Genomic DNA, 26,567 nt, shown 5'->3' on the forward strand with positions numbered 1-26,567 from the left:
CGTGCTCAGGCGGACTTGCCGACCTTGAGCATGTATCCGAATCCGCGCTTGGTCTGGATGACGGACTCCTCGGTGTGCGGGTCGATCTTGCGCCGCAGATAGGAGATGTAGCTCTCCACGATGCCGGCGTCGCCGTTGAAGTCGTATTCCCAGACGTGGTCGAGGATCTGCGCCTTCGACAGCACCCGGTTCGGGTTGAGCATGAGGTACTTCAGCAGCTTGAACTCCGTCGGGCTCAGCTCGATGGCGGTGCTGCCGACGAACACGTCGTGGGTATCCTGATCCATCGACAGCTCGCCGGCGCGGATGAGCGACTCCTCGTCGGTCTGCATCGTCCTGCGCAGGATCGCCTGCGCGCGTGCGACGATCTCGTCGAGCGCGAACGGCTTGGTGACGTAGTCATCGCCGCCGGCGTTGAGGCCCTCGATCTTGTCCTGCGTGTCATCCTTGGCGGTGAGGAAGAGGATGGGGGCGGTGAAACCCGCGCCGCGCAGACGCTTGGTCACGCTGAAGCCGTTCATGTCGGGAAGCATCACGTCGAGGATGATGAGATCCGGCTCCTCCTCGAGGACGGCGGAGATGGTGGCCGCGCCGTTGGCGACTGTCCTCACCTTGAATCCGGCGAAGCTGAGACCCCTGGAGAGCAGGTCGCGGATGTTCGGCTCGTCATCGACGACCAGGATGCGCGCATCAGTCATGCCCCCATTATGGTGACTTCACCCCTGCATGGGCTGATTGCCTTCGGAGGTGCGGGAGAGCCCGATGCGCCGGGACCTACCGTTCCCGGGCTCCGCAGGGGTAGCATCCGAGCCATGGATGACGACGAGGGCGGCGACAGCGCCTGCTGGCTCTCGCAGGTGTGCCCGGAGTGCGGCGCCCTGCTCGACGACCTGGCGGCGCCGTGCTGGCGCTGCGGTCTGCGACCGGGTGAGGAGCCACGACCCCCTGAACGGCCCGCGACCGTCTGAGACGCGGATCAGCGCAGCGGGACGTCGAAGACCAGCGGCACCGCGACCTCCTGCGGCGGGGCGTCGTCCGGGTACGTCCCGGTGCCGATGTGCGTCCGCCCGTCGATCGTCAGCTCCACGCGATAGTCGAAGGGGAACCCGCCCAACTCCGCCGCTCGCCTGCCCTCCTCGGCCGATGCCTGGAACAGCAGCGCCCCCTCGCCCGTGCACTCGGTGCTGCGCGCCGGGGCGACCACGTGCGACGCCCCGTCCGCGGTCGTGACCGTGATCCTCGCGCCGGCCTCGTCAGGGGCATCCGCGAGGTTCTGCACCATGAGCTCCACGCCGTACGAGTCCGGCACCCCGTCATGGTCGGCGATGAGCGCGAGGGAGGCTGTGGCGTCCGGGAGCGGACGGTCCTCCGGGGTCGTCCACAGCAGATCCGCCGCGGCATCGCCGGCGCTGCCGCGCGCGAACAGCGACAGCCGGTAGTCTCCGGCGGGCCCGGCCGGCCGCACCCGCCACCAGCCGTCGCCGGTGTCGCTCACCTCCGCCACGACCGTCCGTCCCGTGCAGATGTCGCCGTCGGAGATCTGCGTGGCGATCAGCTCGTCGAAGCCTTCGTCGGGGAAGGCCACGAGGAGCTCTGCGGGGGCGCCGATCGACGGCGGATCGGGGTCGACCCCATCCACGCATCCGCCCTTCGAGCAGAAGGTGTGCGGCATCAGCCGCAGTTCGGCGCCGTCGTGCCGGATGATGAACGGGCCCGGCCCTGCGCCGTGGACGGGCCCGGCCTGCGTCGTGGAGGTCGGCGCGGGACCGGGGGCGTGCCCGGGGTCCGCCGCGCAGCCGGCGAGCAGCGCCAGTGCCGCCAGCAGCACGGGCAGGGCTGTTCGAGTCCGCATGATCCTCCTTCGGGCGCCATCGCCGTCGTCGGCAGGGTGTCTCACCAGCAGAGTGTCACATCCCCGCCGGAGGTCTCACGGCGTTGCGAACTCGTGATGATCGGCCGGTCAGGCCGCCAGATCCGTCGCATCCATGATGGTGTAGCTGTACCCCTGCTCGGCGAGGAAACGCTGCCGGTTCTGCGCGTAGTCCTGATCGATCGTGTCCCGTGCGATGAGGGTGTAGAAGCTCGCCGTGTGGTTCGACTGCTTGGGCCGCAGCAGTCGGCCCAGCCGCTGGGCCTCCTCCTGGCGTGATCCGAAGGATCCGGACACCTGGATGGCGACGGATGCCTCGGGAAGGTCTACCGAGAAGTTCGCCACCTTCGAGACCACGAGCAGCGAGATCTCCCCCTCGCGGAACTGCCGGTACAGCTCCTCGCGCTCGTCCACGGGCGTGGAGCCGGTGATCTGCGGCGCGTTCAGCGCCTCGGACAGCTCGTCGAGCTGATCCAGGTACTGTCCGATCACGAGGATGCGCTCGTCGGGATGCTGGGCGATCAGCTCGCGCACGGCTCGGATCTTCGCCGGTGCGGATGCCGCGAGCCGGTAGCGCTCGTCGTCGCTCGCAGCCGCGTACTCCAGGCGGGTGCTGGGCGGCAGATCCACGCGCACCTCGTAGCACGCGGCGGGGGAGATGAAGCCCTGCGCCTCGATCTGCTTCCACGGGGCGTCGAACCGCTTGGGGCCGATGAGGCTGAACACGTCGCCCTCGCGGCCGTCCTCGCGTACCAGCGTCGCGGTCAGGCCGATGCGCCGTCGCGCCTGCAGGTCGGCGGTCAGCTTGAACACCGGAGCGGGCAGCAGATGCACCTCGTCGTACACGATGAGCCCCCAGTCCAGGGCATCCAGCAGCGCCAGGTGGGCGTACTGCCCCTTCCGCTTCGCAGTGAGGATCTGGTAGGTGGCGATCGTGACCGGCTTGACCTCCTTGACCTGGCCGGAGTACTCGCCGATGTCGTCGGGGGAGAGCGTGGTGCGCTTGAGCAGCTCGTCGCGCCACTGCCGTGCCGAGACCGTGTTGGTCACGAGGATCAGGGTCGTCGCTCCGGTGGCGGCCATGGCGGCAGCACCGACGATGGTCTTGCCCGCGCCGCACGGCAGCACCACCACGCCCGAGCCCTCCTGGGCGAAAGCAGCCACGGCCGCGCTCTGGTAGGGGCGCATCGACCAGCCGTTCTCGTCCAGGTTGATCTCGAGCGGGGTGCCGGGCGTGTAGCCGGCGAGGTCCTCGGCGGGCCAGCCGAGCTTCAGCAGCTCCTGCTTGATCTGTCCGCGCGCCCACGCGTCGATGACGTACCTGTCGGGCGCGGGATGGCCGATCAGCAGCGGCTGGATGCGCTTTCCGCCCGCCACCTGGGCCAGGACGGCGTCGTCGTCGGAGCGCAGGATCAGCGCGCCCTCAGCATCCCGCTCGATCACCAGACGTCCATAGCGGTTCACGGTCTCGCGCAGGTCGACGGCGACGGACGACGGCACGGGGAAGCGGGAGAATCGCTCGAGGGTGCCGAGCATCTCCTCGGCCGTATGACCGGCCGCCCGCGCGTTCCACAGCCCGAGCCGGGTGATCCGGTACGTGTGGATGTGCTCGGGGGCCCGCTCCAACTCGGCGAAGATCGCCAGCTCGTGACGCGCGGACTCGGCGTCGGCGTGCGCGACCTCCAGCAGCACGGTGTGATCGCTCTGGACGATCAGGGGGCCATCAGACATAGCTGATCAGTCTACCGCCGCTCTCCCTGGTGCCGCTCCGGCCCGGCGCCGCTCCGCTCGGTCAGCTCTCCAGCACGCGCACCGAGCGGATGCTGCGCACCGGAAGCGTGCGCTCGACATCGGCCGTGCGATCACGCCCTCGCAGCCGGCCGCCGCCGATGCCGGCGGCCTCCAGCGTCAGCCGCCTCGTCGAGCCGTCGGGCATCGCCACCTCGACGAGCACATGCGCTCGCGCTCGCACGGCGGCCTCCAGCTCGCGCCCCAGCCAGGCGGCGTCCGAATCCGGTCCCTGCCGCAGTCTCAGCCGGGCGATCAGCTCGGCGTAGTCCTCGGGATCCGCCGGCGCCGCGGGCGCGACGCGGCGCCGCCGCGAGGCGACGGTCGTCCCGTACCGGTCGACCAGTGTGGCCGGATAGCGGGCGTCCGACAGCGCCCATGCGACGGTCTCCGCGCTGACTCGGGAGACCAGGTGGTCGCCGGATCGGACCAGGCCCATCGGGCGCAGATTGCGGTCCACCTCGATGGCCTCGAGCAGGTGGGCGTCGACGCTGGCCACGATCGTGCCGCCGGTGGGATCGGGGCCCACGCGCACGAGGCCGTGCCGGGCTGCCGTCTGCGAGACGAGGTACTCCAGCGGCTGGGGCAGACCGGTCAGCGACAGCTCGCGCAGGAACGAGAGGATGCTCTGCTCGTCCTCACCATCCACGAGCGCGCGTGCGATGGAGTCGGGGGTGAACCGGTAGGAGGACACCTGAGCCGTCGACTCGTGCTCGGTCATCTTGCGCAGCCTGGTGTCGAGGGCGGGCTGCAGTGGACCGGGAGCGATGGCCGTGAGATCGTTCTGCAGGAAGATCCGATCGACCTCCGTCGGCAGCAGGGCTTCCAGGGCGGCGGTCTCGACACGGTCGCCCTGGCGCGCGGGTCTCGCCCAGGACGGCTCCGCATCGTCCTCGGTGCGCAGGCCCAGAAGCACGAGGAGGCGCTGGAGCCCACGCGCCCGGTCGGGCCAGGCGTCGTCCCACGGATGCGCGCCCTCCCAGGCGTCCGGCGGGAGCCAGCCCGCGCCCGATCGGACACCGGCCGGCAGGGCGTCCCGCAGGGCGGTCACCAGCAGGCTCCACCGGGTGCCGAACGAGGCCGCCAACCACGCTTCAGCAGTCCCGGTCACGCGCAACTCGCGGTCCACGGGCTGTGCGAGCCCGGTGAGCTCGGCGAGAACGCGCAGGTCGTCGACGTCGTCCTGCACGGCGAGGCGACGCTTCTCTGTGGCGCTCAGCGCCCCGGTCGCGACGAGCGCCAGCGGCGTCGCCTGTGCGACCAGCAGCAGGTCGGCGAGGGCTCCGACGGTCGTGAAGGCGAGCTCGGCGGCCCGTGCCTCCTCCGCGTCGGAGGCGGATCGCTCCTCGGTCCGCACGGCGCCGGAGACCTCCGGGTGCGCGGCCACGGCCGCTGCCACCGGAGCCGGGACGCGGCCCTGCGCATCGAGGAGGCCGGTGCCGACGAGCAGGGCCCGGTCCCCGGCATCCGCACCGCCCCGCGTCGCGGCGACCAGAGCACGCGCCTGGTCGCGGGTGAGCGCCGCCAGCCCCCGTTCGATCGAGGCGGGCTCCAGCAGCGCCTCGGCGGCGTCGAAGAAGTCGTTCCAGTCCGCATCGGGGCGCACGCCGCGCACTCGCAGCAGCGCGGCGAGCTCCGCATCGCTCGCCGCGGCCAGTCCATCGGCCAGCGGGCGGGCGTGCGTGCTCATCGGATCAGCCCCGCCTGTTCGCGCGTCCCCTGCGCACGAAGGTGATCACGAGCAGCGCGATGATCAGCAGGAAGGCCAGCGGGAGGCCGAACAGCGGGACAGCGGCCAGGAAGGGCCACACGCCGGTGCCGAACGCAGCCTGGTCCATGCCCGTCGCCGTGCCGATGATGATGGCGAAGAAGCAGATGATGGATGCCGCGGCCAGGGCCAGCGCCGTGTACGCGAGGTAGCGGTCCAGTCGGCCGATCGCCGCTTCGGGACTGTCGTCTTGCTTTCTCATCCCCCTCAGCGTATCTCGCCGTGCAGGGTCACGAGGCATCGCTGTGTCCCCGCGGGAGGCGGGTAGGCTGGTGGAGTCGCGCCGCCGCGCGTCATCAGTACGGTCGATTTCAGCGAGGTTCTCCCATGCCCACCGGCAAGGTCAGGTTCTACGACGACGAGAAGGGTTTCGGCTTCATCGCATCCGATGACGGCCGGGACGTCTTCCTGCACGCCTCTGCCCTTCCCGCAGGCGTCTCCGTGCGCAAGAACACGAGGGTGGAGTTCGGGCTCGCCGACGGTCGACGCGGTCCGCAGGCGCTCTCGGTCCGCGTGCTCGATGCGCCGCCGAGCATCGTGAAGGCGACCCGCAAGCCCGCCGACGACATGGCGATCATCGTCGAGGACCTGGTGCGCCTGCTCGATGAGGTGGGCGGGGACCTGCGTCGCGGCCGTTATCCGTCCTCGGGGCAGAGCCGCAAGGTCGCCGCCGTCCTGCGCAGGGTAGCCGATGACCTCGACGCCTGAGGACCTGGCCGTCGCGGCGCGCGAGCTCGCGCTGGCCGCGCTGCACGAGATCACGCCCGCGTCCACGGTGGGTCCTCCGGCCGGGTACGTCGTCGAGGAGAGCGGTGCGCTCTCGCTGCGTTTCGAGAACCGACTCCCCGGGTACCCCGGGTGGTACTGGACGGTGTCCGTCGCGCAGCTGGACGGTGCCGAGCCGACCGTGCTCGAGGTCGAGCTCATGCCGGGAGACGGCGCGCTGCTGGCTCCGGACTGGGTGCCGTGGGCGGAGCGGCTGGCAGAGTATCGCGCGCATCAGGCCGAGCTCGCGGCCCAGGCCGCCGCAGCGGGCGACGACGCGCCCGAGGGCGATGAGGCCGCGGACGGCGATGAGGATGACGACGATGACGACGATCACGACGTGAGCGATCTGCTGCACGCGGGTGACCTCGACGGTGTGGACATCGACGAACTCGACGAGGACGCCCGCAGCGATGATGAGGGCGACGATGATCAGGGCGGTGCGGACGAGGAGGAGTGACCTCCTCGTCCGCACCGCGGCGCCGAGATCGGGCGCCGCGGCGTCAGCCGAGGTGCTCGAGCACGAAGTCGATGGAGCGGATCAGTTGACGCACATCGTCCGGATCGATCGAGACGAACGTGGCGATGCGCAACTGGTTGCGGCCGAGCTTGCGGTACGGCTCCGTGTCGACGATGCCGTTGGCGCGCAGCGCCGTCGCGATGGCGGCCGCGTCGACGCCGTCGAAGTCGATCGTCGCCACGACGGGGGAACGATGGGCGGGCTCCGAGACGAACGGCGTGGTCACCGAGGTGGCCTCGGCCCAGTCGTACAGCAGACCCGATGAGACGGCGGTCCGGCGGGCGGCCCACTCGAGCCCGCCGTTGCCGAGGATCCAGTCCAACTGGCTGTCCAGCAGGTGCAGCGTCGTGATGGCGGGGGTGTTCAGCGTCTGGCTGAGCCGGGAGTTGGTGAGCGCGTTGTTCAGGCTCAGGAACTCGGGGATGTACCGGTCGGATGCGGCGATCCGCTCGATCCTCTCGACAGCGGCCGGCGACACGGCGGCGAACCACAGTCCGCCGTCGGAGCCGAGGTTCTTCTGCGGAGCGAAGTAGTAGACGTCTGCCTGGGCGATGTCGACATCGATGCCTCCCGCGGCGCTCGTGGCGTCGACGACGGTGAGAGCCCCGTCGGCGGCGATCCGCTGCACGGGGGCGGCAACGCCTGTGGAGGTCTCGTTGTGCGGCCAGGCGTACACGTCGACGCCCTCCACGACCTCGGCGGCGGCGAGGGACCCGGGCTCCGCATGGCGCACGTCCGGGGCCTCGAGCCAGGGGGCGGCCGCGGCCTTGGCGAACTTGCCGCCGAACTCACCGAAGACGAGGTTCTGGCTGCGGCGCTCGATCAGGCCGAACGCGGCGGCGTCCCAGAAGGCCGTCGAGCCGCCGTTGCCGAGGATGATCTCATAGCCCTCGGGAAGGCCGAACAGCGTCGACAGGCGCTCGCGGACGCTGGCGACGAGATTCTTGACCGGGGTCTTCCGATGCGACGTGCCCAGCAGGCTCGCACCGACCGAGGCGAGCGCCTCGATCTGCGCAGGGCGCACTTTGGACGGGCCGCAGCCGAAGCGTCCGTCGACGGGCAGGAGTTCGCGGGGGATCTCGATCGCCATGGGTCGATTGTAGGGTGGCGGCCGATGCCGCGCCGACCGCATGACGCCCGGATCGGCGATCGGGCCGGGGGAAAAGGTAGGCTTGCCTGACGAGACTCGAAGGACCCGGTATGGCTGATCTGATCGACACGACGGAGATGTATCTTCGCACCATCCTCGAACTCGAGGAGGAGAACATCGTCCCCCTGCGGGCGCGCATCTCCGAGCGTCTGGGACACTCCGGTCCCACCGTGTCGCAGACCGTGGGCCGTATGGAGCGCGACGGCCTCGTCGTGGTCTCGGAGGACCGGCGGCTCGAGCTGACCGACGCGGGGCGCCGCAAGGCCGTCGACGTGATGCGCAAGCACCGGCTCGCCGAGCGCCTGCTCTCGGACGTGATCGGTCTGGACTGGGCGTACGTGCATGAAGAGGCGTGCCGGTGGGAGCATGTGATGAGCGAGCAGGTGGAGCTGCGCCTGGTGGAGCTGCTGGGGCATCCGACCGAGTCGCCCTACGGAAACCCCATCCCCGGCCTCGATCAGCTCGGCGACATCCCGACGCGCTCGTTCGAGGACGGCGTGATCGGTCTCGTGAAGAAGCTGGATGCCACGGGCGGGCCGATCCAGGGCACTGTCCGTCGTCTCGCCGAGCCCGCGCAGGTCGACCCGGAGCTGCTCGAGCAGCTCCGGGACGCAGGCGTCGTTCCCGGCGCGCGGGGCGAGTACCGCTACAACGAGGGGTACGTGCTGATCCTGATGGAGGGTCGGGACGAGGGGCTGGAGCTGCCGGTCGAGCTGGCGTCTCACATCTTCCTCGTGGGAGAGAAGGACTGATCGCCCGTCGTTCCGGAGTCGCCGGCACGGACCGTCGAATCGTGAAGGTGACAGAAACGTTATCTTCCGGTAACCTCGTTGGGGTCATCGACGAAGAAGCCCGTCGGTGGTGATCATGGAGAACGCCTCCCTGGCTCGTCATCTCCGTGAGAAAGTTCGCACAACGTGCCGTGTGACATACGTGCCCGAGAAACGACTATTGCCGACGAGCCGGCGCCCACCCGAATGAGCGCGGAGGCGCAGGAGGAATTCCTTTTGGCCGCAGACATCGCCACGAACGAGACCCCCGACGCTCCGAAGCGGCGGACGCCCCGCACTCCACGATCTCGCTCGAGCGTCAAGCCCATGCGCACTGTGGCGATCTTCGCCGCCGTCGGCGCCCTCGTCGCCGCCGTCGCACTTCCCGCCTATGCGGCCACCAGCTCGGTGCAGCCCGAGGCTGCGACGCTGCAGCAGATGGCCGTCGATGAGGCGCAGTCGCTCGTGGTCGCCTCCGAGGCCACCACCGCGCCGATCGAGCGCAGCACGTACTCCGCCACCACCCCGGAGGAGATCGCGAAGAAGAAGGCCGAGGAAGCGGCGAAGAAGCGCGCCGCAGCGGCCGCGCGGCTGGCCTCCAGCGGCAGCCGTCTCAGCGACGCCGACCTGCGCCTGGTCGCGGCGGGGTCGGGCGAGGTCCGTTACCCGCTTCCGCAGGGTTCGTACTACGTCAGCCGCACGCTGGGCAGCGGCCACAACGGCGCGGACATGGTCGCCCCCGCGGGCACCCCGATCTTCGCCGCCGCCGGTGGTGTGGTGCGCGTCTCCACGGAGAGCTATTACGGCTACGGCGTCGGGATCGTCATCGACTCCGTCGTCGGCGGGCAGCGCGTCTCCACGCTGTACGGCCACATGACCAACGGCACACGCGCCGTGCAGGTCGGACAGGTCGTCCAGCCCGGGCAGTTCATCGGTAAGGTCGGCAACACCGGCCGCTCCTACGGTGCGCACCTGCATTTCGAGGTCAGGGTCAACGGGTCGCTCGTCGAGCCCATCGCCTGGCTGCGCGCGAACGCCGGTTGATCCGATCCTCGACACGGCCGCGGTTCCCGCGCTGTTCACCTGGATGGGCTAGCCTGTAGCCGTCGTCGTACGGGCGGGAGAAGCCGATGGAACAGCTGCCGGGCATCCGAACCATGGATGCGCTCGGTCGTCTCGTTCTCCGGCATCGCCCGCAGGGACGGCTCGACTCCGTCGAGCGCGGCAGGCGCTGTCTCTGAGACAGCGCCTTTTCTCGCCCCTGTGATCATCTGCCATCCGCACGGCGTCGTGTGAGTCGACAGCGCCGGGAAGCCATCCTGGCCGGATCGAGAGGATGACGACGATGCGCACACTGGTCCTGAACGCCGGATACGAGCCACTCACGGTGGTCTCGTTCAAGAGAGCCATGGTGCTCGTGATGAACGAGAAAGCGAGCGTCATCGAGCACGTGGAGGGCGATCCGGTCCGCGCGGGCCGCCGATCCTACGACCGGCCTGTCGTGATACTCCTCAGTCGCTACGTGCGCATCCCCTCGGGCAGGCGGGTGCCGGTCACGCGACGCGGCGTGCTGCGCCGTGACGATCATCGCTGCGGGTACTGCGGCAGGAGCGCCGCCACGATCGACCACATCCTGCCGAGGTCGCGTGGCGGAGTCGACAGCTGGGAGAACCTCGTCGCCTGCTGCCTGCGCTGCAACAACCTCAAGAGCGATCGCACCCCGCAGGAGATGGGCTGGGAGCTGAGGCTGACGCCCAGGCCGCCCCGGGGGAGCGCCTGGACGGTGCGCGGCGCCGAGCGCGGAGACCCGCGATGGGAGCCGTACTTGGCGCTCGCGGCGTGAGCACGTCACTGTCGCACACTAGACTTGTCCTGCGCCTTCGTAGCTCAGTCGGATAGAGCGGCCCTCTCCTAAAGGGCAGGTCGCAGGTTCGAATCCTGTCGAGGGCACGACGGCGAAGGACGCCACCCTCAGGGTGGCGTCCTTCGCCGTCCAGTCTCCTCGACAGAGGGCCCCGCCGGGCGGGGCGCAGGAGGCGGTCATGGCCGGCCGTCCACGGAGGAGACCTGTCATCACCGCGATCTGTCAGTGCGCGGCGCGGTAGGCGTCCATCACCTCGGCGGAGATGCGCCCGCGCTCGGAGACGTTCAATCCCTGCGACTTCGCCCATTCCCGGATCTCGCTGACCTCGGAATTGCGGGCGGCTCGGCGTCGGGGTGCAGCGGCACGGACATTTCCGGCGGAGGCGCGCCGCCCGGCCCTGATATAGGGTGCGAGAGATTCCCGCAACTCCTCCGCATGGGAATTCGTCAGATCGATCTCGTATGCGGCGCCGTTCAGAGAGAAACGGATGGTCTCCCCTTCTCCGGCCTCCAGCAGAGTCCCATCGATATCATCAACAAGCTGATGCACAATTCGTCGAGCCATGCCGATAAGGGTATGTCACGAATACGTGCGGAACAAGCACGGACACGAATATCGAATGATCTCGCAGAGAGTGAATTCCGGGAATCAGGGCAGGAGGCCCGCGCGTCGTGCATGCGCGACGGCCGCGAGCCGTGTGGAAGCGTCCAATTTCCCCATCGCCGAACCCAGATACGCCTTGACCGTTCCCTCGCGGAGACCCAATTGGGCGGCGATCTCGGAATTGGTCGAACCCACGGCCACGCACGCGAGCACGTCCAGCTCCCGGGGCGAGAGGTGCACCGCCGGCTCGACGGCGGACGCCGGACGCGGAGCGGGCGAGGTGAATTCCATCAATCGCTGCTCCACAGCCGCGATGCGCGCGCGCAGCGACTCGTCGGCGAGACCGGAGGCGATGCTCCGCAGCTCCGCGAAGCTCTCCCGGAGCTCCTCCCTCTGCCGAGTGTTCAGTGCGGGCGGGGGAGGAGCGGCTTCGCGAAGACGCCGCTCGACCTCGTCGCGGACGCGCAACTCGGTCGCGATGCGGTCGGCGACCGCCATCGCGGGGGCCGCCGTCACCCCGCCGATCCGAGACTGCTCCCAGGCGCCGCCGTACAGCACGCCGCGCGGGCGTCCGTCCACGACGATCGGCAGCGCCAGCAGCGTGCGCAGGCCCTCGCCCAGCACGAATACATCATAATCGTGCGTGATCTGCTGGGAGGTGCGGTAGTCGTTGGTCATGCGTGGGCGCAGCTCGATCATCGCCCGCCCGCCCAGTCCGCGCTCGGGACGCACGTGCAGACCGTCCAGGTGATGCGTGCGATTGCCCACGATGGTCGTCACCGACACCTCGCCGTCCTCGATGAGGCCGCCGAAGGCGACGGGGAAGCGGGTGCGTCTGGATAATTCGCGCACGCCGTCGGCGACGAGCTCGCCGACGGATGCGAACTGCGTGCTCATGCTCAGCCAATACCAACTTTCGGAGGCGACGACCTCGTCGCCCCGTTCGTAGCGTCGACGATATCACCCCGCGTGACGCGGTCACATGGTCCCGATGTGCGGCAAGGAGGTCTCACGACGGATCGGACAGATGACGGACCCCGTGGAGAGAACGACGACATCTCGGTTCAGGAATCGGACAGGTTCCAGGCTCTGAAGCGGATGCAGCGCTCATTCGTCTTCCCTCTCGCGGTGTTCTTCCTGATCTGATCTTTCGCCTCTGTGCGGCTCGTGGCATTCGCCCCGGATTTCAAGATCCAGAGATTTCCGATGACATCACCGGCGGACTTCTCCTGGGGATCGGCCAATTCGTGACCACGTTCGCGATCGCCATGCGGTATGTGTCGTTCGCGAACAGGAAACTGAACCCTGTGGCGGAGGAGATCCGCGCATAACTCGAGAACGTCGAGGCGAATTCGTGAACGCGACCATCCCGGCGGGGGAGGCCGTCGAGAATGATCCCATCCTCGATATATCGCGGTCTTCGCCGGATTCATGGCGGTGACGCTGTTCATCGTCATCCGCGCCGGTCGCAACAACAAGACGCCGCGGACTATTACGCGACGGATCGCTCTTTCGGGGGCACGCAGAACGGTTTCGCGATGGGATTCATCTCCGCAGGCGCCTTCGCCACGATCCTCGCGGTCGCCGTCGGTCTCCCCATCACCGCGGCGGCCTCGTTCGCGCACGACATCCGCTCGAACACGATCAAGAGCGACAAGCACGGCACGGGGCACGATCACGGCGAAGACGAAGGAGTCGCGTGCGCTCGCCGCTGAGATGGTCGAGATGGGGGTGCGCTCGCTGGATTCGGGGCGGAGAAGGCGGTGCGCCACCAGGCTGCCGGCGGGCAGCGGAGTCGGAGTCCGGTGGCCTGCACACCGGACTCCGACTCCGTCATCACAGGGCGCCCGCCGCAGCGGCGGATGCCTCCCGCTCCAGGTCGAGCAGGTAGCGCTTCCGCTCGGGGTGCGCCCCGTAATGTCCGGGGGTGCCGTCGGAACGGATCACGCGGTGCACGGGGACGATCACCGAGAACGGCGTGAGACGGCACGCCGTGCCCACCGCCCGCGCGGCGCCGGGACTCCCGGCGACGACGGCCACCTCCCCGTAGCTCATCGTCTCCGCCCAGCCGATCTCGCACACGGCCTGCAGAGCGGTTCGTGTGAAGCCCGTCGTCAGCCGCCAGTCGAAGCTCACGTGCTCATCGAATCGGATCGGCTCGCCCTCGAAGTACGCGGCCAACAGGTCCGCCAGCTCGTCACCGGTGCCCGGCTCCTCGTCGGGAACGGCACCGAGCCGTCGGCTGACACTCTCCAGCAGCCACGGCACATGCGGATCCTCCGACTCGGACAGATCGAAACTGACGATGCCGACATCCGAGAACACCGCCAGAGCGTCGCCGAACGGCGTGGGAACGAAGTCGTGTCGAAAGCTCATGCCCCCATCATCCGCTCCGGCGGGTCCGTTCCGTCGGCCGCCGCCGGGAGAAGTGGACAACTCGACGGGATGCCCCGGCTGTGCAGAACGGATGAGTGTCCGGGTCCTTCTCGCCGCAGGCGGCGTCAATCCGCATGAATCGGCCCGGGATACCGGGCCTGGGGCGTGTCGCGCTTAGGCTTTGAGTTGTGTGGCGACGAGAGGCGAAGGGCGCCGGGGACGCGGGAGAGGAAGCCGCGATGAATCTCGGTGAGCTCAGCGACTCCTCGACGGGTGTGGGCATCGCCCACGCCGCCGAGGCCGCGCGGACGGTGCTGCGTGCGGAGGCCGCCGACCTGGGCGGTCCGTCTCCGCTCATCACGTTCACGGATGCACCCGATGCGGGCATCGACATCTCCAAGGCGCATCCGGGCAGTCTGCCGCAGTTCATCACAGGACGTTCGACGCTGCTGTCGAACCTGTTCCGCGATGAGGTCGGCCTGCGCACGGCGCGCCTGGCGGCCGAGCGCATCGTCTCCCGCAACACGGAGCTGCGCACCGTCCGGGGGATCGACGCCGTCCGGCTGGCCGTGGGCATCGCGCGCTGGCGCATCGGCGGGGCGGATTTCTCCGCGCCCGTGCTGCTGCGCCCGCTGGGCATCCGGCGGCATCACGCCGACTTCGAACTCAAGCTCCACGGCGCGTTCGTCGTGAACCCGGAGCTCGTCCGCGTGGTGCGCGACCACTTCGGACTGACGCTGGATCCGACGGATCTCGCCGCGCTCGCCTATGACGGCGGGATCTTCAAGCCGCAGCCCGTCATCGACCAGCTGCGTGCGCTCACGCACTCCATCGACACTTTCGCCGTGCATCCGAGACTCGTGGTCTCCACCTTCGCCGACGTCTCCGGGGCGATGGTCCGCGACATGGTGGATCTGGACCACCCGGTCCTCAATGCGCTCGGCGGTCATGTCGGCGACCGCGAGCGCGTCTCGGCGCGCGGCGAGGCGCCGATCGTGCCCGGTCCGGATGACCGCGCGCCCGCGGCGGAGACGCTGCTGCTGGATGCGGACGCCGAACAGGAGGAGGTGCTCGCGCGCATCGCCGCCGGGAGCTCCCTCGTCGTCGCCACGCTGCCGGGAACCGGCGGCACGCAGACCGTCATCAACGCCATCGGCGCGTTCGTCCGAGCGGGCAGACGCGTGCTCGTGGTCTCGACCAGGCGCTCGACGCTGGACGGCGTCAGACATCGGCTGGCGGGGATCGGGCTGGACGGGCTCGCCGTGTCCCCGACCGGTGTCAGACGCGATCTGATCCGCGCCATCGCCCGCAGCGAGAAGGCCACCCAGCCCAAGGCCACCGAGATCGACGAGGCCCTGGTGCGGCTGCGCACCGTGCTGCGGGACTATCGGGCGGCCCTGACCGGGCAGGTCGGCCGCACGGGGGCATCCGTGCTGGACGCGACCAGGCAGCTCACCAGGCTCGCCTCGCTCCCCGTGCCGCCGTCGACCGGTGCGCGGCTGTCGATGCAGACGCTGGAGGGCCTCGCCGGCGACCGCGATCAGGCCGCACGGGCGCTCACCCGCGCGGCACGGCTCGGTGAGTTCCGCTTCGGCCCCGGCGACTCGCCGTGGTACGGCGTGAGCTTCGAGAGCACCGAGGCCGCTCAGCAGGCGCACGCGCTCGCCGAGAAGCTGCACGACGCCGATGTGCCGTCGCTGCTCGAGCGCGGCTACGAGCTGATCGCCCAGACCAGCATGCGCCCGTTCGGCACCATCGACGAGCTCGGCGAGTATCTGCGGCTGCTGGGCGGCATCCGGGAATCGCTGGACCGGTTCAGCCCCACGGTGTTCGAGCGCCCGCTGGGCGAGCTGATCCAGGCGCACGGTCCGCGCCGTGACGCCCCCGGCATGTCGTCGGCGAACCGTCGCCGTCTCAAACGACTCGCTCGCGAGTACGTGCGCCCCGGCGCGCAGGTCGTGGACATGCACGCCGCGCTGCTGCGCATCCAGCAGCAGCGTTCGCAGTGGCAGGACCGCGTCGACGCCGGCGTCGCGCCTCAGGTTCCGCTGGGGCTCTCCGATGTGCACGTCGCGTGGCAGCGGGTCTCCGCGGAGCTGGCCGAGCTCGACGCCGCACTGGGGCGGCGGGAGCCGCTGGCGGCGCTGCCCGTGGCACGACTGGTGCGGACCCTGTCCGGACTGGCGGCGCGCAGCGCGGTCTTCGACAACCTCGTCGAGCGCGCCGAAATCCGCGACACGCTCTCCGGTCTGGGCCTGCGGCCGCTGCTGGCCGACCTGTCGGTGCGGCACGTGCCGGAGGAGCGCGTGGCCGACGAGCTGGAGTTCGCGTGGTGGCAGTCGCTGCTCGAGCGCGCGTTGCAGGACAACCGCTCGCTGCTGGGCGCGAACACGTCCGTGGTCGATCGGTTGGAGCGCGATTTCCGCCTCGTGGACGAGGCGCACACGGCGATGGCCGGCCCCCTGCTGGCGTGGAGTCTGGCGAACCAGTGGCGGATCGCGCTCGTGGACGAGCCGGAGCAGGCGGTGAACCTGCGGCGCGCGCTCAAGCAGGGGGAGGCGAGCGCGGCCGAGATCGCCGCGCTCGCTCCCGACCTGCTGCGCGTGCTGGCGCCGGTGTGGATCGCCTCGCCCTACCAGGTCCCCGAGATTCCCGAGTCCGTGGAGTTCGACGCCGTTCTGCTCGCGGACGCCGCGGCCGTCAACCTCGCCGAAGCCGCCCCGGCCATCCGCCGCGCTCGGCAGATCGTCGCCTTCGGGGATCCGGTCACGCAGCGGCCGACGCCGTTCACCGTGGCGACGTTGCCGGATGCCGACTGGGAGCCGGAGGTGCCCTTTGACGACGTCTCGGTGTTCGAGCGACTTGCCGACCTGTTCGAGGTGATGACCCTGACCCGCAGCTACCGGGCGGGAGGCGAGGATCTCGCGGAGCTCATCAACGACGCCTTCTACGGCGGTGAGATCTCCTCGCTGCCGTGGGCGGGCTCCTATCTCGGGCGTGGCAGCCTGACGGTCGATTACGTCGAGGGCGGTGTGGGCAACCCCGATCCGGTCTCCGGAGCGGTGGAGAGTCCGGATGCCGAGGTGGCGCGTGTGGTGACCCTCGTCGTCGAGCACGCCGTCAACCGCCCGACCGAGTCGCTCATGGTCGTCACAGCCAGCAGGAGGCACGCCGAGCGGGTGCGTGCGGCGGTGGCATCCGCGTTCACGGCTCGTGCGGACGTCGCCGACTTCGTCGGACGTGACACGGCGGAGCCCTTCGCCGTGCTGACGCTCGAGGAATCCGTGGCGGAGAGTCGCGACAGGGTGATCTTCTCCCTCGGTTTCGGGTTGACGAGGCATGGCAGAGTGCTCAGCGACTTCGGCGACCTGTCGCAGGAGGACGGTGAGCGGCTGCTGACGGTGGGGATGACCCGGGCCCGGCGATCGATGGTGATCGTCTCCTGCATCCGCCCCTCCGCCTTCGACGAGGGCCGTCTCGAGCACGGCGCCGCGACTCTCATGTCGATTCTCGGAAGTCTGGCGGCGCGGGGCAGGGATGCCCGCCTGGAGGACCTCGCCGACCCTCTCACGCTGGCACTCGCGCGGGAGCTGCGCAGGCTCGGCGCATCCGTGGATGTGGACTACCGGGGCCTGCTGCCGCTGGTGGCTCAGCACGACGGGCGCGCGGTCGTCATCGAATCCGACCCGGAGTCGCAGGGGGAATCGCTGCGGGAGAGTCTCCGGCTGCGGCCGCAGGTGCTGCGGCGCCTGGGGTGGCATTATGTGCGTGTGCACGCCTTCGATCTCTACAGCGACCCGGCGACGGTCGCGCGACGCATCGCCACGGTCCTCGGCATCGAGGAGGATGCGGTCCGCGCCGAGCAGGACACCCAGCCGCTCGATATCGATGAGTGAGCACGACGGGAGCGACCGCCAGCACGTCGAGCGGGTGCCGGGCGCCCGCCGCGCACGGCTCACGCGGGTGCCCGGAACGACGTCGGAGCCGCACGTGCGCGAGGAGCGCAGGGCGGGTGTGAAGGGCGACCACGGACCCAATGACGAGCGGATGCTGCGCGAAGTCCCCCCGCACTACTGAGCCGGGCCGGGACGAAGAGCGCCCCGCCCGGAGGGACGAGGCGCTCGACGGTGCGAAGGGGCGGGAATCAGCGGGCGTTGCCGGCGCGCAGCGCGTCGCGGATCTCGACGAGCAACTCCTGTTCGGTGGGCAGGGCCTCTTCGGCGACGGGGTTCTTCGCCGCCTGGTGCTCCTTGTACTTGTTCATCGGCAGGACGAAGACGAAGTAGACGACGGCCGCCACGGCGAGGAAGCTGATGACGGCGGCGATGATGGCGCCGAATCCGAACTTCGCGGAGCCGACCTCGAGCACGAACGCCGAGTCGAGGTTCTCCGTGTTGAAGAGCAGCCCGATGAGCGGGTTGATCAGCTGCTCGACGATCGTGTTGACGATCGCCGTGAACGCCGCGCCGATGACCACCGCGACGGCGAGGTCGATGACGTTGCCCTGTGCGATGAAGTCTCTGAACCCCTTGATCATGGAATCCCCCTGGGTCGTGTTCAGCCTCAGGCCGAGGCCGGGGTCTTCGCAGGCGCCGGGTTGGAGCTCGTCGAAGAATCCGACTTCGATGATGCCCGATCCTTCTTCGCGTCACCAGCACCTGCGCGCGAGTCGGTGCGATAGAAGCCCGACCCGTTGAAGGTCACTCCGACCGTTCCGTACTGCTTGCGCAGTGCGCCGCCGCATTCGGGGCAGATGGTGAGGGAGTCTTCCGAGAAGCTCTGCACGGCGTCGAAGCGGTGGTCGCAGGCGGTGCAGGCGTAGGCGTAGGTGGGCATGGACGAGAGCTCCTGTTCAATTGCGTGAGGATGCCAGCGTGATGGTCCGGGTCGGGGTGACGATGCCATCCACGGGCTGGTCATGGACCTCGCGCGGCAGAGAATCGAATACCTCGGAATCATAGATCACGGCGTAGACGGGTGGGCGGCTCTGCATGGAGCCGATGGTCTTGTCGAAGTACCCCCGTCCCCATCCCAGGCGGGTTCCCGAGCGGTCGACGGCCGCGGCGGGGATGATCATCAGGTCGACCTCGTCGACGGCGATCGGCCCGAGCACATCGCCGGTCGGCTCGGGCAGGCCGAACATCCCCTCGGTGATCTCGCCGGATGCGGTCGCGACGGCCCAGTCGAGAAGCCCGTCCGTGCGGGTGACGGGCAGCAGCACGCGGATGCCGCGGTCGACGGCCGCCGCGACGAACTGCCGCGTTCCGGGCTCGGTGACCGTGGACAGGAAGCAGGAGACCGAGCGCGCGTCGAGCGCGGACACCAGCGCGCCGAGCTGCGTGGCGATCCCGTCGGCGGCGGCTTCGCGCTGCGCCGGGGAGAGCAGCTGACGCCGCTCGCGGATCTCCGCGCGCAGCGCACGCTTCTGCTGCAGCTGCTCGTCGTCGGCCATGCTCCGATGATACGGCGGCGCACGCGGAGGCCGGGCGACGGCGCCGCCGGTATGCTGACCGGATGAGCAGCGTGAAGGCGGTCATCCCCGCCGCGGGCCTCGGCACCCGGTTCCTCCCGGCCACGAAGGCCATGCCGAAGGAGATGCTGCCCGTCGTCGACAAACCCGCCATCCAGTACGTCGTCGAGGAGGCGGTCAGTGCGGGCATCGACGACATCCTCGTCATCATCGGGCGCAACAAGAACGCCATCTCCGATCATTTCGACGCCGTGCCGGAGCTGGAGGGCAGGCTGGCGCAGAAGGGCGATCGCGGACGCCTCGAGCGCGTCATGCGGTCCAGTGACCTCGCGGACATCCACTTCGTCAGGCAGGGCGAGCCCAAGGGGCTCGGACACGCGGTCCTGCGGGCGAGGACGCATGTCGGCGACAGCTCCTTCGCCGTGCTGCTCGGTGACGACCTGATCGACGAGCGCGACCCGCTGCTGCCCGAGATGATCGCCATGCACGAGCGCACGGGTGCGGCGGTCGTGGCTCTCATGGAGGTCGATTCCGCGAGCATCCACCAGTACGGCGCGGCCGCCGTCGAACCCGTCGACGGGGACGGAGTGCTGAAGGTGACGGGGCTGGTCGAGAAGCCGGCTCCGGGAGAGGCGCCGTCGAACCTCGCGGTCATCGGACGGTACGTGCTCCCGGCATCCGTCTTCGGCGTCCTCGAGCGCACGCCGCCGGGCAGGGGTGGCGAGATCCAGCTCACCGACGCCCTGCAGGAGCTCGCCGCCGACCCGAGCGGACCGGGCGTGGTGGGCGTCGTGTTCGGCGGGCGCAGGTACGACACCGGAGACCGGGTGGACTACATCAAGGCGATCGTCCAGCTCGCGGTGGATCGTGCCGATCTCGGCGCGGAGCTGCGACCGTGGCTGAAGCAATTCGCGGAAGGCCTGTGACCGGCGGCCATCATGCCCTTCGAGACTCTGGAGCACATGCAGCACGGCCCCGTCGGGCTGAGACTCATCCGCAGCCGCGACGCGCGCATCCTGCAACGCGAACTGCTTTCCAACCGCGGCTGGTTGCAGCCGTGGGAGGCGACCATCCCGGGAGCGGCGGTCGGCTTCGACATGCGTGTGAGCATCCGGCGCCTGCTCCAGCAGCACCGTGACGGTGCCGGCTACCCGTTCGTCATGGAATACGACGGGCAGGTCGCCGGGCAGCTGAACGTCTGGGGCGTGGCGCGCGGGTCGCTGTGCTCGGCGACCATCGGGTACTGGGTGAGCGAGCGCTTCGCGGGGCGCGGCATCACGCCGACGGCTGTGGCGATGGCCACCGACGCGAGCTTCGACCGACTCGGTCTGCACAGGATGGAGATCTGCATCCGCCCGGAGAATCGGGCCAGCCTGCGCGTCGTGGAGAAGCTCGGCTTCCGCTACGAGGGTCTGCGCCGCCGATACATCCACATCGACGGAGACTGGCGCGATCATCACGCTTTCGCACTGGTGCGGGAGGACGTCCCGGAGGGCGTGCTCTCGCGATGGGTGCAGGGACGGGTCCCTCCGGGCGCCGGCTCGGTGCCCCCGGGCCCGACGGACTGACTCGGCGGGGCTGCGGCGACACGCTCGCGGTGTGTCCCGGTGACGACTGCCGGTTCCCTTACCGTGGTCTCTATGGACGGGCCGGTGTTGAGTGGGGGAGTGATCGTGCTCGTCGCCGTGCTGCTGTGGGCCCTGTACTTCCTGCCCACGTGGCTCGGCAGGCGCCAGTACGACTCCGCCGAGCGCAACGCCGTTCGGCTGAATCAGGCGTTGCGCGTGCTCGCCGAGACCAGCGAGACGCCCGATGAGGTCAGACTCGAGTTGAATGCCCGCACCGCCCTGCAGCAGCAACGGCTCGCCAGGCGCGTGCAGGCTGAGCAGGAGAGCAGGCGGCTCGAGGAGCTCCGGCAGGAGCTCGCGGCGACACGCCGTGACCCGATCGTCCGACGGGCTCGGGCGCGGCGTCGACTCCGGCTGACCGCCGGTGTCGTGCTCGCCGCTGCTGTCGTCGTCGTCGGATTCGGTGTCTGGCGGTTCGTCACCTTCGGCGGCTGGCTGCTGGGAGCCTGGGGCCTGGCGGCCGCGGCGGTGAGCGCCCTGCTCCTGGGACGCATGGCGCAGGTGTCGCGACACGCGGGCAGACGCGCGTCCCCGGAGACGGTGTTCCCGGCGGTGCCCCGGGTGTCCCCGCCGCTGCACGATCAGGGCCCGGCGTCGTGGACGCCCCGCCCTCTGCCGCAGCCCATGGTGGATGTGCGGGGGTCGCGCGCGCAGCAGGCCCGCGCGCAGCTCGACGTCCAGGAGGAGCGGCGACGCGCAGCGCGTCGTGAGGAGCTGCGACGCCGTGCCGAGGAGCTTGCTCCGCCCGCTCCGACCCCGTTGCCGGCCCGTACCGCGCAGACGGATGCCGTGGAGTCCCCATACGCGCGGATGGGCGTCATCGACGACGCGGAGATCGAGGCTCATGTGCGAAAGCTCCTCGCGCGTCGAGCGACGGGCTGAACGCGTGATAACGTAGATCCCGGTTCACGGGCCTATGGCGCAGTTGGTAGCGCGCCTCGTTCGCATCGAGGAGGTCAGGGGTTCGAATCCCCTTAGGTCCACCATTGTTCTGAATCGCGACGTCATCGACGTGGCTCGGGCGTCCTTTCCCGCTCGTATGGGAGCCGAACTGCGCTCGCCGAGCGTTGTGACCCGACTTTCCGTCCCATGGCGGGCTCCGCCGATGCACGCGCAGTGTTGCCATCGAGGAAACTCAGCTGGTAGTGTTTCCGATATGGAAACAGAAGAGTCGTTCAACTCGCCTTCGGCGGAGGAGGCGCGGCGCATGCTGGACGCCGCGAACCGGGAGGAGCAGGAGACGAGGAATCCACCTCTGCCCCGGTGGTTCTTCGTCGTCCAAGCGCTCGCGCTGGCGGTGGCGCTCGCCGGTCAGGCTCTTCCCCTGCCGTGGTCGGCGGTGGTCACCGCGCTCGGCATCGTGACGGTCGTCGCGGTCGGGGTGCGGCAGGTGTTCCACCGTCGCGGTTATGGGCTTGTGGGCCTCGACGGTCCCGGCTCCTTCCCCTACATGATCTCCCTGCTGATCGGGGTCGGCGTGCTCGTGATCCTCGCGATCAGCCTGGAACTGCCGTGGCTGTGGCTGATCGCTGGCGCGGATGCCGCTGTCACGACACTGGAGATGGGGCGCCGCTATCGCAAGGCGACCGGCCGTGGCTGAGCCGCGCTTCGACGAGCTGATCCACGCCCCGCTCCGGCTGCGGATCTGCGCGATCGCCGCATCCGCGTCGTCGGTGGAGTTCGGGGAGCTCCTGTCGCGGCTGGAGGTCTCCAAGTCCGCACTGAGCAAGCACGTGTCCCAGCTCGTCCACGTCGGCTATCTGGAGGAGACCCCGGTCACCCGCGATGGGCGCGCCCGGCTCAGCCTCTCGCTCACCCCGGCCGGACGCACCGCCTACCGCGGCCACATTCAGGCACTGGAGCAGATCACCGGACTGCATCCACAGGCCTCATGACGAGCGCCCCCTCGCCCGGCGAGGTCCGCGGCGCGGGATCAGCTCACTGCTCGCCTCACCTCTGCGGCGCTCCCGCCTCCGCCTGCTCCTGGTGTCCTCACCCGCTCACCAGAACGGCTGCCGCCTGGTCGAGATCGTGCTCGCACCGGCGCACCTGCGCGCGCAGCTGAGGATGCCACTGGATCCGGCGACGGATGCCCAGTGGAACGTCGAGACGCCGATGGCGGTCGTCGAACATGGGCGGTGATGCCGGGGCGAACCCGCGAGCCCGCGCACCGTCTCGTCGCTTCTCGTTCACCCCGTCGACACTCTGCTCGGGTAGATCAGGAGCAGCCGCTCCGCGGCTCGGTGCGCATCCGCGCCGGCTCATCCACCGACGAAGCTTGAGGAACCGATGCCCTTTCCACACTCCCGACGCGCAGCGCGGGCGGTCTCCGCGACCGCGCTGACCTGCGCCGTCGTCCTGGCACCGCTGACAGCGGTCTCCGTCGCCGCCGCGGCGGTCGTCCCGGAGCCGATCAGCCATTCCGCCGACGGGGCGGCGCTCGCGCTGACCCCGATCGGCACGTTCGAGACCGGACAGTTCGACAAGGCCGGCGCGGAGATCGTGCACGCCTACAAGGACCGCCTGTTCGTCGTCGACGCGGAAGCCGGCGCGGTGACCGTGCTCGACTTCTCCGACCCGACCGCACCCGTCGAGGTGGCGACGCTCGCCGTCTCCGGCCACGTGGCCAACTCCGTCGCGATCCGCCCGAGCGACGGGCTCGGAGTCGTCGCCCTGGAAGCCCCCGTGAAGACCGACCCGGGGATCCTGGTGTTCTTCGACGCGAACGCCGAGGAGCCCGCCGAGATCGGACGGGTGAGCGTCGGCGCCCTTCCCGACAACGTCGTCATCTCCGAGGACGGCCGCTACGCCGTCTCCGCGGACGAGGGCGAGCCCGCCGACGACTTCTCGATCGACCCCGAGGGCTCGATCAGTGTCGTCGCGCTCCCCTCGACAGTGTCCGCTCCCGCTCAGTCGGACGTGCGCACGGCCGACTTCCACGCGTTCGAGGAGGGCGGATCCAAGACCCTCCGAGAGGGCGTGCGCGTCTTCGGGCCCACGCCGCACGATGACCTGCCTGTCTCGCGCAACCTCGAGCCGGAGTTCATCGCGATCGACGGCGGCACGGCCTACGCCGCGCTGCAGGAGGCCAATGCGATCGCCACGGTGGATCTCGCCACGGCATCCGTCACCGACATCCTCCCGCTGGGATACAAGGACAACGGACTCGACGGGAACGGATTCGACGCGTCCGACGAGGACGGCGTGATCGACATCCGAACCCATCCCGGTGTGCGGAGTCTGTACATGCCCGACGGGCTGGAGGCGTATCGCACCGGCGGTGCGACGTATCTCGTCTCCGCGAACGAGGGGGACGCTCGCGAGTGGGGCGACTACGCCGATGTCGAGCGCATCAAGAACTTCGGCGACGCCGAGGACAGGCCCGATCTCGCCCCCGTGTGCGACACGAGCACGGTCGCCACGAGCGATCCCGATTTCGCCGAGGACGAGCACCTCGGCAGGCTGAACGCGCTCACCGACGTCGGGCTGAACGACGACGGCACCTGCTATGAGAGCCTCTACGTCGGCGGCACCCGGTCCTTCTCGATCTGGAGCACGAACGGAGACCTCGTATACGACTCCGGCGACGACTTCGAGCGCATCACCGCCGCGGCGGCTCCGGAGTACTTCAACTCGAACCACAGCGAGTCGGGTCTCGACGGACGCAGCGACGACAAGGGTCCGGAGCCGGAGAACCTCACCATCGGCGCGATCGGCGACCGCACGTACGCGTTCATCGGACTCGAGCGCGTCGGCGGGATCATGGTCTACGACATCACCGACCCGGCATCGTCGGAGTACGTGACCTACGTCAACAACCGCGACTTCTCGATCTCGGTCGAGGACGCCGACGACCCGGAGGCCGTGCTCTCGGGTGCCGGAGACCTGGGGCCGGAGGGTCTGGAGTTCATCCCGGCGGAGTCCTCGCCCACCGGCGAGCCCCTGCTGGCCGTGGCCAACGAGGTGTCCGGCACCACGACGCTCTTCCGCATCGCGGATGCCGCAGCATCGGCCACCACGGACATCCAGGTGCTGACGATCAACGACTTCCACGGCCGCATCGAGCAGAACCTCGGCGGCGGCGAGGCCGGCGCCGCGGTGCTGGCCGGCGCGGTCGATGCCCTTGAGTCGGAGAACCCGAACACGCTGTTCGTGTCCGCCGGCGACAACATCGGCGCATCGACCTTCACATCCTTCATCGCGGAGGACCAGCCGACCATCGACGCGCTCGCCGCAGCGGGCCTCGATGTCAGCACGGTGGGCAACCACGAGTTCGACCGTGGTTTCGACGACCTCACCGATCGTGTGCTGCCCGGGTACGGCGGCACGCAGTTCGGGCTGGGGGCGAACGTGTACCTCAAGGGCACCGACGAGCCCGCGCTCGACGAGTACCGGATCGAGACGATCGACGGCGTGCGGGTGGCCTTCATCGGCACCGTGACCGCCTCGACGGCGGCGATGGTGACCCCGACGGGGATCGCCGACATCGAGTTCGGCGATCAGCTCGAGGCGGCCAACCGCGTGGCGGACGAGCTCACCGCATCCGACGCCGCCGACGTCATCATCCTGCTCGCGCACACCGGTGCGGCGGAGTCGTCCTGCGACGCCGTCCTCGCCGACGACACCGACTTCGGCGCGCTGGTGCACCAGGCGTCCGCCGAGATCGATGCGATCGTGTCCGCTCACACGCACCAGAAGTACGACTGCATGGTGGCGGGGCCGACCGGTGTCGAGCGCCCGGTCATCCAGGCCTTCCAGTACGGCACGAACCTCGGCAGGCTCGACATCTCCGTGGACCGTGCGACGGGAGACCTCGTGTCCATCGAGGGCGACGTGATCCCGCTCGTCGTCGACGGCCGGCCCGCGTTCCCCGCCGACCCGGCCGTGGAGCAGATCGTCGCCGCGGCGACGGATGCCGCGGACGAGGCGGGAAACGTCGAGGTCGGCAGCATCAGCGCCGACATCCTGCGCGGAGGGACGCCCGCCGGCGCCGACCGCGGCGTGGAGTCCACGCTCGGCAACACCGTCGCGGACGTCTACCTGTGGGCCACCTCGAACGAGAACTACGCGGGCACTCCCGCGCAGATCGCGATCATGAACCCCGGGGGACTGCGCGACGACCTGCTGTACGGCCAGGACGGCACGCTGACCTACCGTCAGGTCGCCAACGTGCAACCCTTCGCCAACACGCTCGTGACGGTGGAGCTCACGGGGACGCAGCTGAAGAGCATCCTGGAGGAGCAGTGGCAGCCCGAGGGTTCGGAGCGGCCCAAGCTGCACCTGGGCATCTCGGAGGGCTTCTCCTACGAGTACGACCCGGATGCCGCGAAGGGGTCCCACATCCTGTCGATGTCGTACCAGGGGGAGGAGATCGCAGCGGATGACGTGTTCACCGTGGCCACGAACTCGTTCCTCGCGGCAGGCGGAGACAACTTCGTCGCCTTCGCCGAGGGCACGCAGCGCACCGACACCGGCCAGGTCGACCTGATCGCCACCGTGGACTACTTCGCCGCGCACGCCGTGGTCGACCCCGCCCCGCTGGGTCGAGCGGTGGTCGCAACCGAGGCCGGTCAGCCCGGTGGCGGTCAAGGCGGCGAGGGCGAGCCCGGTCAGGGCGAGGGCGGTGAGGCCGGCTCCGGCGACGGACAGGGCGACGGGCTCGCCCTCACCGGCGCCGAACTGCCCTGGGGCATCGCCCTGCTGGCGGCGATCCTGCTGGTGGTCGGCGGTGGCCTGTACGCGACCCGCCGACGCGGGACCGGCACGGTCTGAGTCGAACTCTCCGAGGCCGTCCTGTGCAGGGCGCAGGACGGCCTCGGACACGCCCGGGGTGTGGGGCTGATTTGCCGGATGCCCGGGATCCCCGTAGATTATCTGTTGTTCGCCCCAAGCGGTTGAGCGAAAGGCCCAAGGGCCTGGCTCCCCTCCAAGCAGCGAACAGCCATCGCAGGTCCGACAGGATCTGTCCGGGTCTTCGACCCGGTTCGGTGGTCGT

The 26,567-nt window shown here is 69.6% G+C and carries 29 protein-coding genes and 2 tRNA genes; 19 read left to right on the plus strand and 12 right to left on the minus strand.

Features of this window, described 5'->3' with window-relative positions; all coding sequences use genetic code 11:
- Positions 1–5 precede the first annotated feature (5 nt).
- Positions 6–698, minus strand: coding sequence for a response regulator transcription factor (locus ABD770_RS10000; protein WP_344819408.1), 693 nt, complete (start codon positions 696–698; stop codon positions 6–8).
- Positions 699–812: 114 nt separating this feature from the next.
- On the opposite strand from ABD770_RS10000, the gene ABD770_RS10005 reads away from it, so the two are divergent.
- Positions 813–968 carry a hypothetical protein gene (locus ABD770_RS10005; protein WP_344819409.1) on the plus strand — a complete coding sequence of 52 codons (156 nt, stop codon included), beginning with the start codon at positions 813–815 and terminating at the stop codon, positions 966–968.
- Between the two features lie 8 nt (positions 969–976).
- On the opposite strand, the gene ABD770_RS10010 is transcribed toward ABD770_RS10005, so the two are convergent.
- The 4 genes from ABD770_RS10010 to ABD770_RS10025 form a co-directional block, all read right to left on the minus strand.
- Entirely contained in the window at positions 977–1,852 is an 876-nt protein-coding gene (locus tag ABD770_RS10010; protein ID WP_344819411.1) for a hypothetical protein, read from the minus strand.
- A 108-nt stretch (positions 1,853–1,960) separates the two neighbouring features.
- A complete protein-coding gene (locus tag ABD770_RS10015; protein ID WP_344819412.1) occupies positions 1,961–3,601 on the minus strand; it encodes a DNA repair helicase XPB in 1,641 nt (546 codons plus the stop codon).
- Positions 3,602–3,662: 61 nt separating this feature from the next.
- Complete coding sequence (locus tag ABD770_RS10020; protein WP_344819413.1) at positions 3,663–5,348, minus strand: helicase-associated domain-containing protein; 1,686 nt, start codon at positions 5,346–5,348, stop codon at positions 3,663–3,665.
- A gap of 4 nt (positions 5,349–5,352) precedes the next feature.
- The gene (locus tag ABD770_RS10025) at positions 5,353–5,628 is read right to left on the minus strand and encodes a multidrug ABC transporter ATPase (protein ID WP_344819415.1); all 276 of its coding nucleotides are present in this window, start codon (positions 5,626–5,628) and stop codon (positions 5,353–5,355) included.
- 125 nt (positions 5,629–5,753) lie between these two features.
- Here ABD770_RS10025 and ABD770_RS10030 point away from each other — a divergent pair, with 125 nt between their 5' ends.
- Positions 5,754–6,134: a cold-shock protein gene (locus tag ABD770_RS10030; RefSeq protein WP_344819416.1), complete on the plus strand. Its 381-nt coding sequence runs from the start codon at positions 5,754–5,756 to the stop codon at positions 6,132–6,134.
- Entirely contained in the window at positions 6,118–6,651 is a 534-nt protein-coding gene (locus ABD770_RS10035; protein WP_344819417.1) for a DUF3027 domain-containing protein, read from the plus strand. Before ABD770_RS10030 ends, ABD770_RS10035 begins: the two co-directional genes overlap by 17 nt.
- 43 nt (positions 6,652–6,694) lie before the next feature.
- Here the strand turns inward: ABD770_RS10035 and serC are convergent, their stop codons facing one another.
- Positions 6,695–7,801 carry a phosphoserine transaminase gene (gene serC, locus ABD770_RS10040; RefSeq protein ID WP_344819418.1) on the minus strand — a complete coding sequence of 369 codons (1,107 nt, stop codon included), beginning with the start codon at positions 7,799–7,801 and terminating at the stop codon, positions 6,695–6,697.
- A gap of 110 nt (positions 7,802–7,911) precedes the next feature.
- On the opposite strand from serC, the gene ABD770_RS10045 reads away from it, so the two are divergent.
- The 4 genes from ABD770_RS10045 to ABD770_RS10060 all read left to right on the plus strand — a co-directional run bounded on the left by ABD770_RS10045 (position 7,912) and on the right by ABD770_RS10060 (position 10,581).
- On the plus strand, positions 7,912–8,613 hold the full coding sequence (locus ABD770_RS10045; protein WP_344819419.1) for an iron-dependent transcriptional repressor DtxR: 702 nt from the start codon (positions 7,912–7,914) through the stop codon (positions 8,611–8,613).
- Positions 8,614–8,958: 345 nt separating this feature from the next.
- A complete protein-coding gene (locus tag ABD770_RS10050; protein WP_344819420.1) occupies positions 8,959–9,675 on the plus strand; it encodes a M23 family metallopeptidase in 717 nt (238 codons plus the stop codon).
- A gap of 301 nt (positions 9,676–9,976) precedes the next feature.
- A complete protein-coding gene (locus ABD770_RS10055; protein WP_344819421.1) occupies positions 9,977–10,474 on the plus strand; it encodes an HNH endonuclease in 498 nt (165 codons plus the stop codon).
- 33 nt (positions 10,475–10,507) lie between these two features.
- Positions 10,508–10,581 (plus strand) — tRNA-Arg (locus ABD770_RS10060).
- Positions 10,582–10,717: 136 nt separating this feature from the next.
- Here ABD770_RS10060 and ABD770_RS10065 read toward each other — a convergent pair.
- Positions 10,718–11,059 (minus strand): histone-like nucleoid-structuring protein Lsr2, encoded by a 342-nt coding sequence (locus ABD770_RS10065; protein WP_344819422.1) that lies wholly within the window; start codon positions 11,057–11,059, stop codon positions 10,718–10,720.
- Positions 11,060–11,143: 84 nt separating this feature from the next.
- Entirely contained in the window at positions 11,144–11,995 is an 852-nt protein-coding gene (locus ABD770_RS10070; protein WP_344819423.1) for a LuxR C-terminal-related transcriptional regulator, read from the minus strand.
- A gap of 332 nt (positions 11,996–12,327) precedes the next feature.
- Here ABD770_RS10070 and ABD770_RS10075 point away from each other — a divergent pair, with 332 nt between their 5' ends.
- On the plus strand, positions 12,328–12,429 hold the full coding sequence (locus ABD770_RS10075; protein ID WP_425562763.1) for a DUF485 domain-containing protein: 102 nt from the start codon (positions 12,328–12,330) through the stop codon (positions 12,427–12,429).
- 207 nt (positions 12,430–12,636) lie between these two features.
- Entirely contained in the window at positions 12,637–12,813 is a 177-nt protein-coding gene (locus ABD770_RS10080) for a hypothetical protein (RefSeq protein ID WP_344819925.1), read from the plus strand.
- Positions 12,814–12,934: 121 nt separating this feature from the next.
- Here ABD770_RS10080 and ABD770_RS10085 read toward each other — a convergent pair whose 3' ends face one another.
- Positions 12,935–13,474 (minus strand): methylated-DNA--[protein]-cysteine S-methyltransferase, encoded by a 540-nt coding sequence (locus tag ABD770_RS10085; RefSeq protein WP_344819424.1) that lies wholly within the window; start codon positions 13,472–13,474, stop codon positions 12,935–12,937.
- Between the two features lie 239 nt (positions 13,475–13,713).
- Between ABD770_RS10085 and ABD770_RS10090 the strand changes: the two genes are divergently transcribed.
- Both ABD770_RS10090 and ABD770_RS10095 read left to right on the plus strand, forming a co-directional pair.
- Positions 13,714–17,370 carry an AAA family ATPase gene (locus ABD770_RS10090; RefSeq protein ID WP_344819425.1) on the plus strand — a complete coding sequence of 1,219 codons (3,657 nt, stop codon included), beginning with the start codon at positions 13,714–13,716 and terminating at the stop codon, positions 17,368–17,370.
- Complete coding sequence (locus ABD770_RS10095; protein WP_344819426.1) at positions 17,363–17,551, plus strand: hypothetical protein; 189 nt, start codon at positions 17,363–17,365, stop codon at positions 17,549–17,551. The genes ABD770_RS10090 and ABD770_RS10095 overlap by 8 nt, the downstream gene beginning before the upstream one ends.
- A 67-nt stretch (positions 17,552–17,618) precedes the next feature.
- On the opposite strand, the gene mscL is transcribed toward ABD770_RS10095, so the two are convergent.
- From mscL to ABD770_RS10110, 3 genes are read right to left on the minus strand one after another with little or no spacing between them, the layout of a single operon-like run.
- A complete protein-coding gene (gene mscL, locus ABD770_RS10100) occupies positions 17,619–18,011 on the minus strand; it encodes a large conductance mechanosensitive channel protein MscL (RefSeq protein WP_344819427.1) in 393 nt (130 codons plus the stop codon).
- Positions 18,012–18,037: 26 nt separating this feature from the next.
- Positions 18,038–18,310 carry an FmdB family zinc ribbon protein gene (locus tag ABD770_RS10105; protein ID WP_344819428.1) on the minus strand — a complete coding sequence of 91 codons (273 nt, stop codon included), beginning with the start codon at positions 18,308–18,310 and terminating at the stop codon, positions 18,038–18,040.
- A gap of 16 nt (positions 18,311–18,326) precedes the next feature.
- Positions 18,327–18,926, minus strand: a complete 600-nt coding sequence (locus tag ABD770_RS10110) for a 5-formyltetrahydrofolate cyclo-ligase (protein ID WP_344819429.1) — start codon at positions 18,924–18,926, stop codon at positions 18,327–18,329.
- A gap of 62 nt (positions 18,927–18,988) precedes the next feature.
- Between ABD770_RS10110 and galU the strand changes: the two genes are divergently transcribed.
- From galU to ABD770_RS10150, 8 genes are all read left to right on the plus strand, one after another.
- The gene (gene galU, locus ABD770_RS10115) at positions 18,989–19,870 is read left to right on the plus strand and encodes a UTP--glucose-1-phosphate uridylyltransferase GalU (RefSeq protein ID WP_344819430.1); all 882 of its coding nucleotides are present in this window, start codon (positions 18,989–18,991) and stop codon (positions 19,868–19,870) included.
- Positions 19,871–19,906: 36 nt separating this feature from the next.
- Positions 19,907–20,512, plus strand: coding sequence for a GNAT family N-acetyltransferase (locus tag ABD770_RS10120; protein WP_344819907.1), 606 nt, complete (start codon positions 19,907–19,909; stop codon positions 20,510–20,512).
- A 72-nt stretch (positions 20,513–20,584) separates the two neighbouring features.
- Positions 20,585–21,454 (plus strand): hypothetical protein, encoded by an 870-nt coding sequence (locus ABD770_RS10125; protein WP_344819431.1) that lies wholly within the window; start codon positions 20,585–20,587, stop codon positions 21,452–21,454.
- Positions 21,455–21,482: 28 nt separating this feature from the next.
- Positions 21,483–21,558 (plus strand) — tRNA-Ala (locus ABD770_RS10130).
- Between the two features lie 170 nt (positions 21,559–21,728).
- Positions 21,729–22,172 carry a hypothetical protein gene (locus ABD770_RS10135; RefSeq protein ID WP_344819432.1) on the plus strand — a complete coding sequence of 148 codons (444 nt, stop codon included), beginning with the start codon at positions 21,729–21,731 and terminating at the stop codon, positions 22,170–22,172.
- Positions 22,165–22,467: a transcriptional regulator gene (locus tag ABD770_RS10140; protein WP_344819433.1), complete on the plus strand. Its 303-nt coding sequence runs from the start codon at positions 22,165–22,167 to the stop codon at positions 22,465–22,467. Before ABD770_RS10135 ends, ABD770_RS10140 begins: the two co-directional genes overlap by 8 nt.
- Before the next feature lie 91 nt (positions 22,468–22,558).
- A complete protein-coding gene (locus ABD770_RS10145; RefSeq protein WP_344819434.1) occupies positions 22,559–22,714 on the plus strand; it encodes a hypothetical protein in 156 nt (51 codons plus the stop codon).
- Between the two features lie 147 nt (positions 22,715–22,861).
- The gene (locus ABD770_RS10150) at positions 22,862–26,344 is read left to right on the plus strand and encodes a choice-of-anchor I family protein (protein WP_344819435.1); all 3,483 of its coding nucleotides are present in this window, start codon (positions 22,862–22,864) and stop codon (positions 26,342–26,344) included.
- The last annotated feature ends 223 nt before the right edge of the window (positions 26,345–26,567 follow it).

Source organism: Microbacterium soli, from assembly GCF_039539005.1.
Lineage (GTDB): Bacteria > Actinomycetota > Actinomycetes > Actinomycetales > Microbacteriaceae > Microbacterium > Microbacterium soli.

Excerpts from the sequence above, each read along its gene's own strand:
- ABD770_RS10000 (WP_344819408.1), bottom strand. The coding sequence starts at position 698 with ATGACTGATGCGCGCATCCTGGTCGTCGATGACGAGCCGAACATCCGC.
- ABD770_RS10005 (WP_344819409.1), top strand. The coding sequence starts at position 813 with ATGGATGACGACGAGGGCGGCGACAGCGCCTGCTGGCTCTCGCAGGTG.
- ABD770_RS10010 (WP_344819411.1), bottom strand. The coding sequence starts at position 1,852 with ATGCGGACTCGAACAGCCCTGCCCGTGCTGCTGGCGGCACTGGCGCTG.
- ABD770_RS10015 (WP_344819412.1), bottom strand. The coding sequence starts at position 3,601 with ATGTCTGATGGCCCCCTGATCGTCCAGAGCGATCACACCGTGCTGCTG.
- ABD770_RS10020 (WP_344819413.1), bottom strand. The coding sequence starts at position 5,348 with ATGAGCACGCACGCCCGCCCGCTGGCCGATGGACTGGCCGCGGCGAGC.
- ABD770_RS10025 (WP_344819415.1), bottom strand. The coding sequence starts at position 5,628 with ATGAGAAAGCAAGACGACAGTCCCGAAGCGGCGATCGGCCGACTGGAC.
- ABD770_RS10030 (WP_344819416.1), top strand. The coding sequence starts at position 5,754 with ATGCCCACCGGCAAGGTCAGGTTCTACGACGACGAGAAGGGTTTCGGC.
- ABD770_RS10035 (WP_344819417.1), top strand. The coding sequence starts at position 6,118 with ATGACCTCGACGCCTGAGGACCTGGCCGTCGCGGCGCGCGAGCTCGCG.
- serC (WP_344819418.1), bottom strand. The coding sequence starts at position 7,801 with ATGGCGATCGAGATCCCCCGCGAACTCCTGCCCGTCGACGGACGCTTC.
- ABD770_RS10045 (WP_344819419.1), top strand. The coding sequence starts at position 7,912 with ATGGCTGATCTGATCGACACGACGGAGATGTATCTTCGCACCATCCTC.
- ABD770_RS10050 (WP_344819420.1), top strand. The coding sequence starts at position 8,959 with ATGCGCACTGTGGCGATCTTCGCCGCCGTCGGCGCCCTCGTCGCCGCC.
- ABD770_RS10055 (WP_344819421.1), top strand. The coding sequence starts at position 9,977 with ATGCGCACACTGGTCCTGAACGCCGGATACGAGCCACTCACGGTGGTC.
- ABD770_RS10065 (WP_344819422.1), bottom strand. The coding sequence starts at position 11,059 with ATGGCTCGACGAATTGTGCATCAGCTTGTTGATGATATCGATGGGACT.
- ABD770_RS10070 (WP_344819423.1), bottom strand. The coding sequence starts at position 11,995 with ATGAGCACGCAGTTCGCATCCGTCGGCGAGCTCGTCGCCGACGGCGTG.
- ABD770_RS10080 (WP_344819925.1), top strand. The coding sequence starts at position 12,637 with ATGGGATTCATCTCCGCAGGCGCCTTCGCCACGATCCTCGCGGTCGCC.
- ABD770_RS10085 (WP_344819424.1), bottom strand. The coding sequence starts at position 13,474 with ATGAGCTTTCGACACGACTTCGTTCCCACGCCGTTCGGCGACGCTCTG.
- ABD770_RS10090 (WP_344819425.1), top strand. The coding sequence starts at position 13,714 with ATGAATCTCGGTGAGCTCAGCGACTCCTCGACGGGTGTGGGCATCGCC.
- ABD770_RS10095 (WP_344819426.1), top strand. The coding sequence starts at position 17,363 with ATGAGTGAGCACGACGGGAGCGACCGCCAGCACGTCGAGCGGGTGCCG.
- mscL (WP_344819427.1), bottom strand. The coding sequence starts at position 18,011 with ATGATCAAGGGGTTCAGAGACTTCATCGCACAGGGCAACGTCATCGAC.
- ABD770_RS10105 (WP_344819428.1), bottom strand. The coding sequence starts at position 18,310 with ATGCCCACCTACGCCTACGCCTGCACCGCCTGCGACCACCGCTTCGAC.
- ABD770_RS10110 (WP_344819429.1), bottom strand. The coding sequence starts at position 18,926 with ATGGCCGACGACGAGCAGCTGCAGCAGAAGCGTGCGCTGCGCGCGGAG.
- galU (WP_344819430.1), top strand. The coding sequence starts at position 18,989 with ATGAGCAGCGTGAAGGCGGTCATCCCCGCCGCGGGCCTCGGCACCCGG.
- ABD770_RS10120 (WP_344819907.1), top strand. The coding sequence starts at position 19,907 with ATGCAGCACGGCCCCGTCGGGCTGAGACTCATCCGCAGCCGCGACGCG.
- ABD770_RS10125 (WP_344819431.1), top strand. The coding sequence starts at position 20,585 with ATGGACGGGCCGGTGTTGAGTGGGGGAGTGATCGTGCTCGTCGCCGTG.
- ABD770_RS10135 (WP_344819432.1), top strand. The coding sequence starts at position 21,729 with ATGGAAACAGAAGAGTCGTTCAACTCGCCTTCGGCGGAGGAGGCGCGG.
- ABD770_RS10150 (WP_344819435.1), top strand. The coding sequence starts at position 22,862 with ATGCCCTTTCCACACTCCCGACGCGCAGCGCGGGCGGTCTCCGCGACC.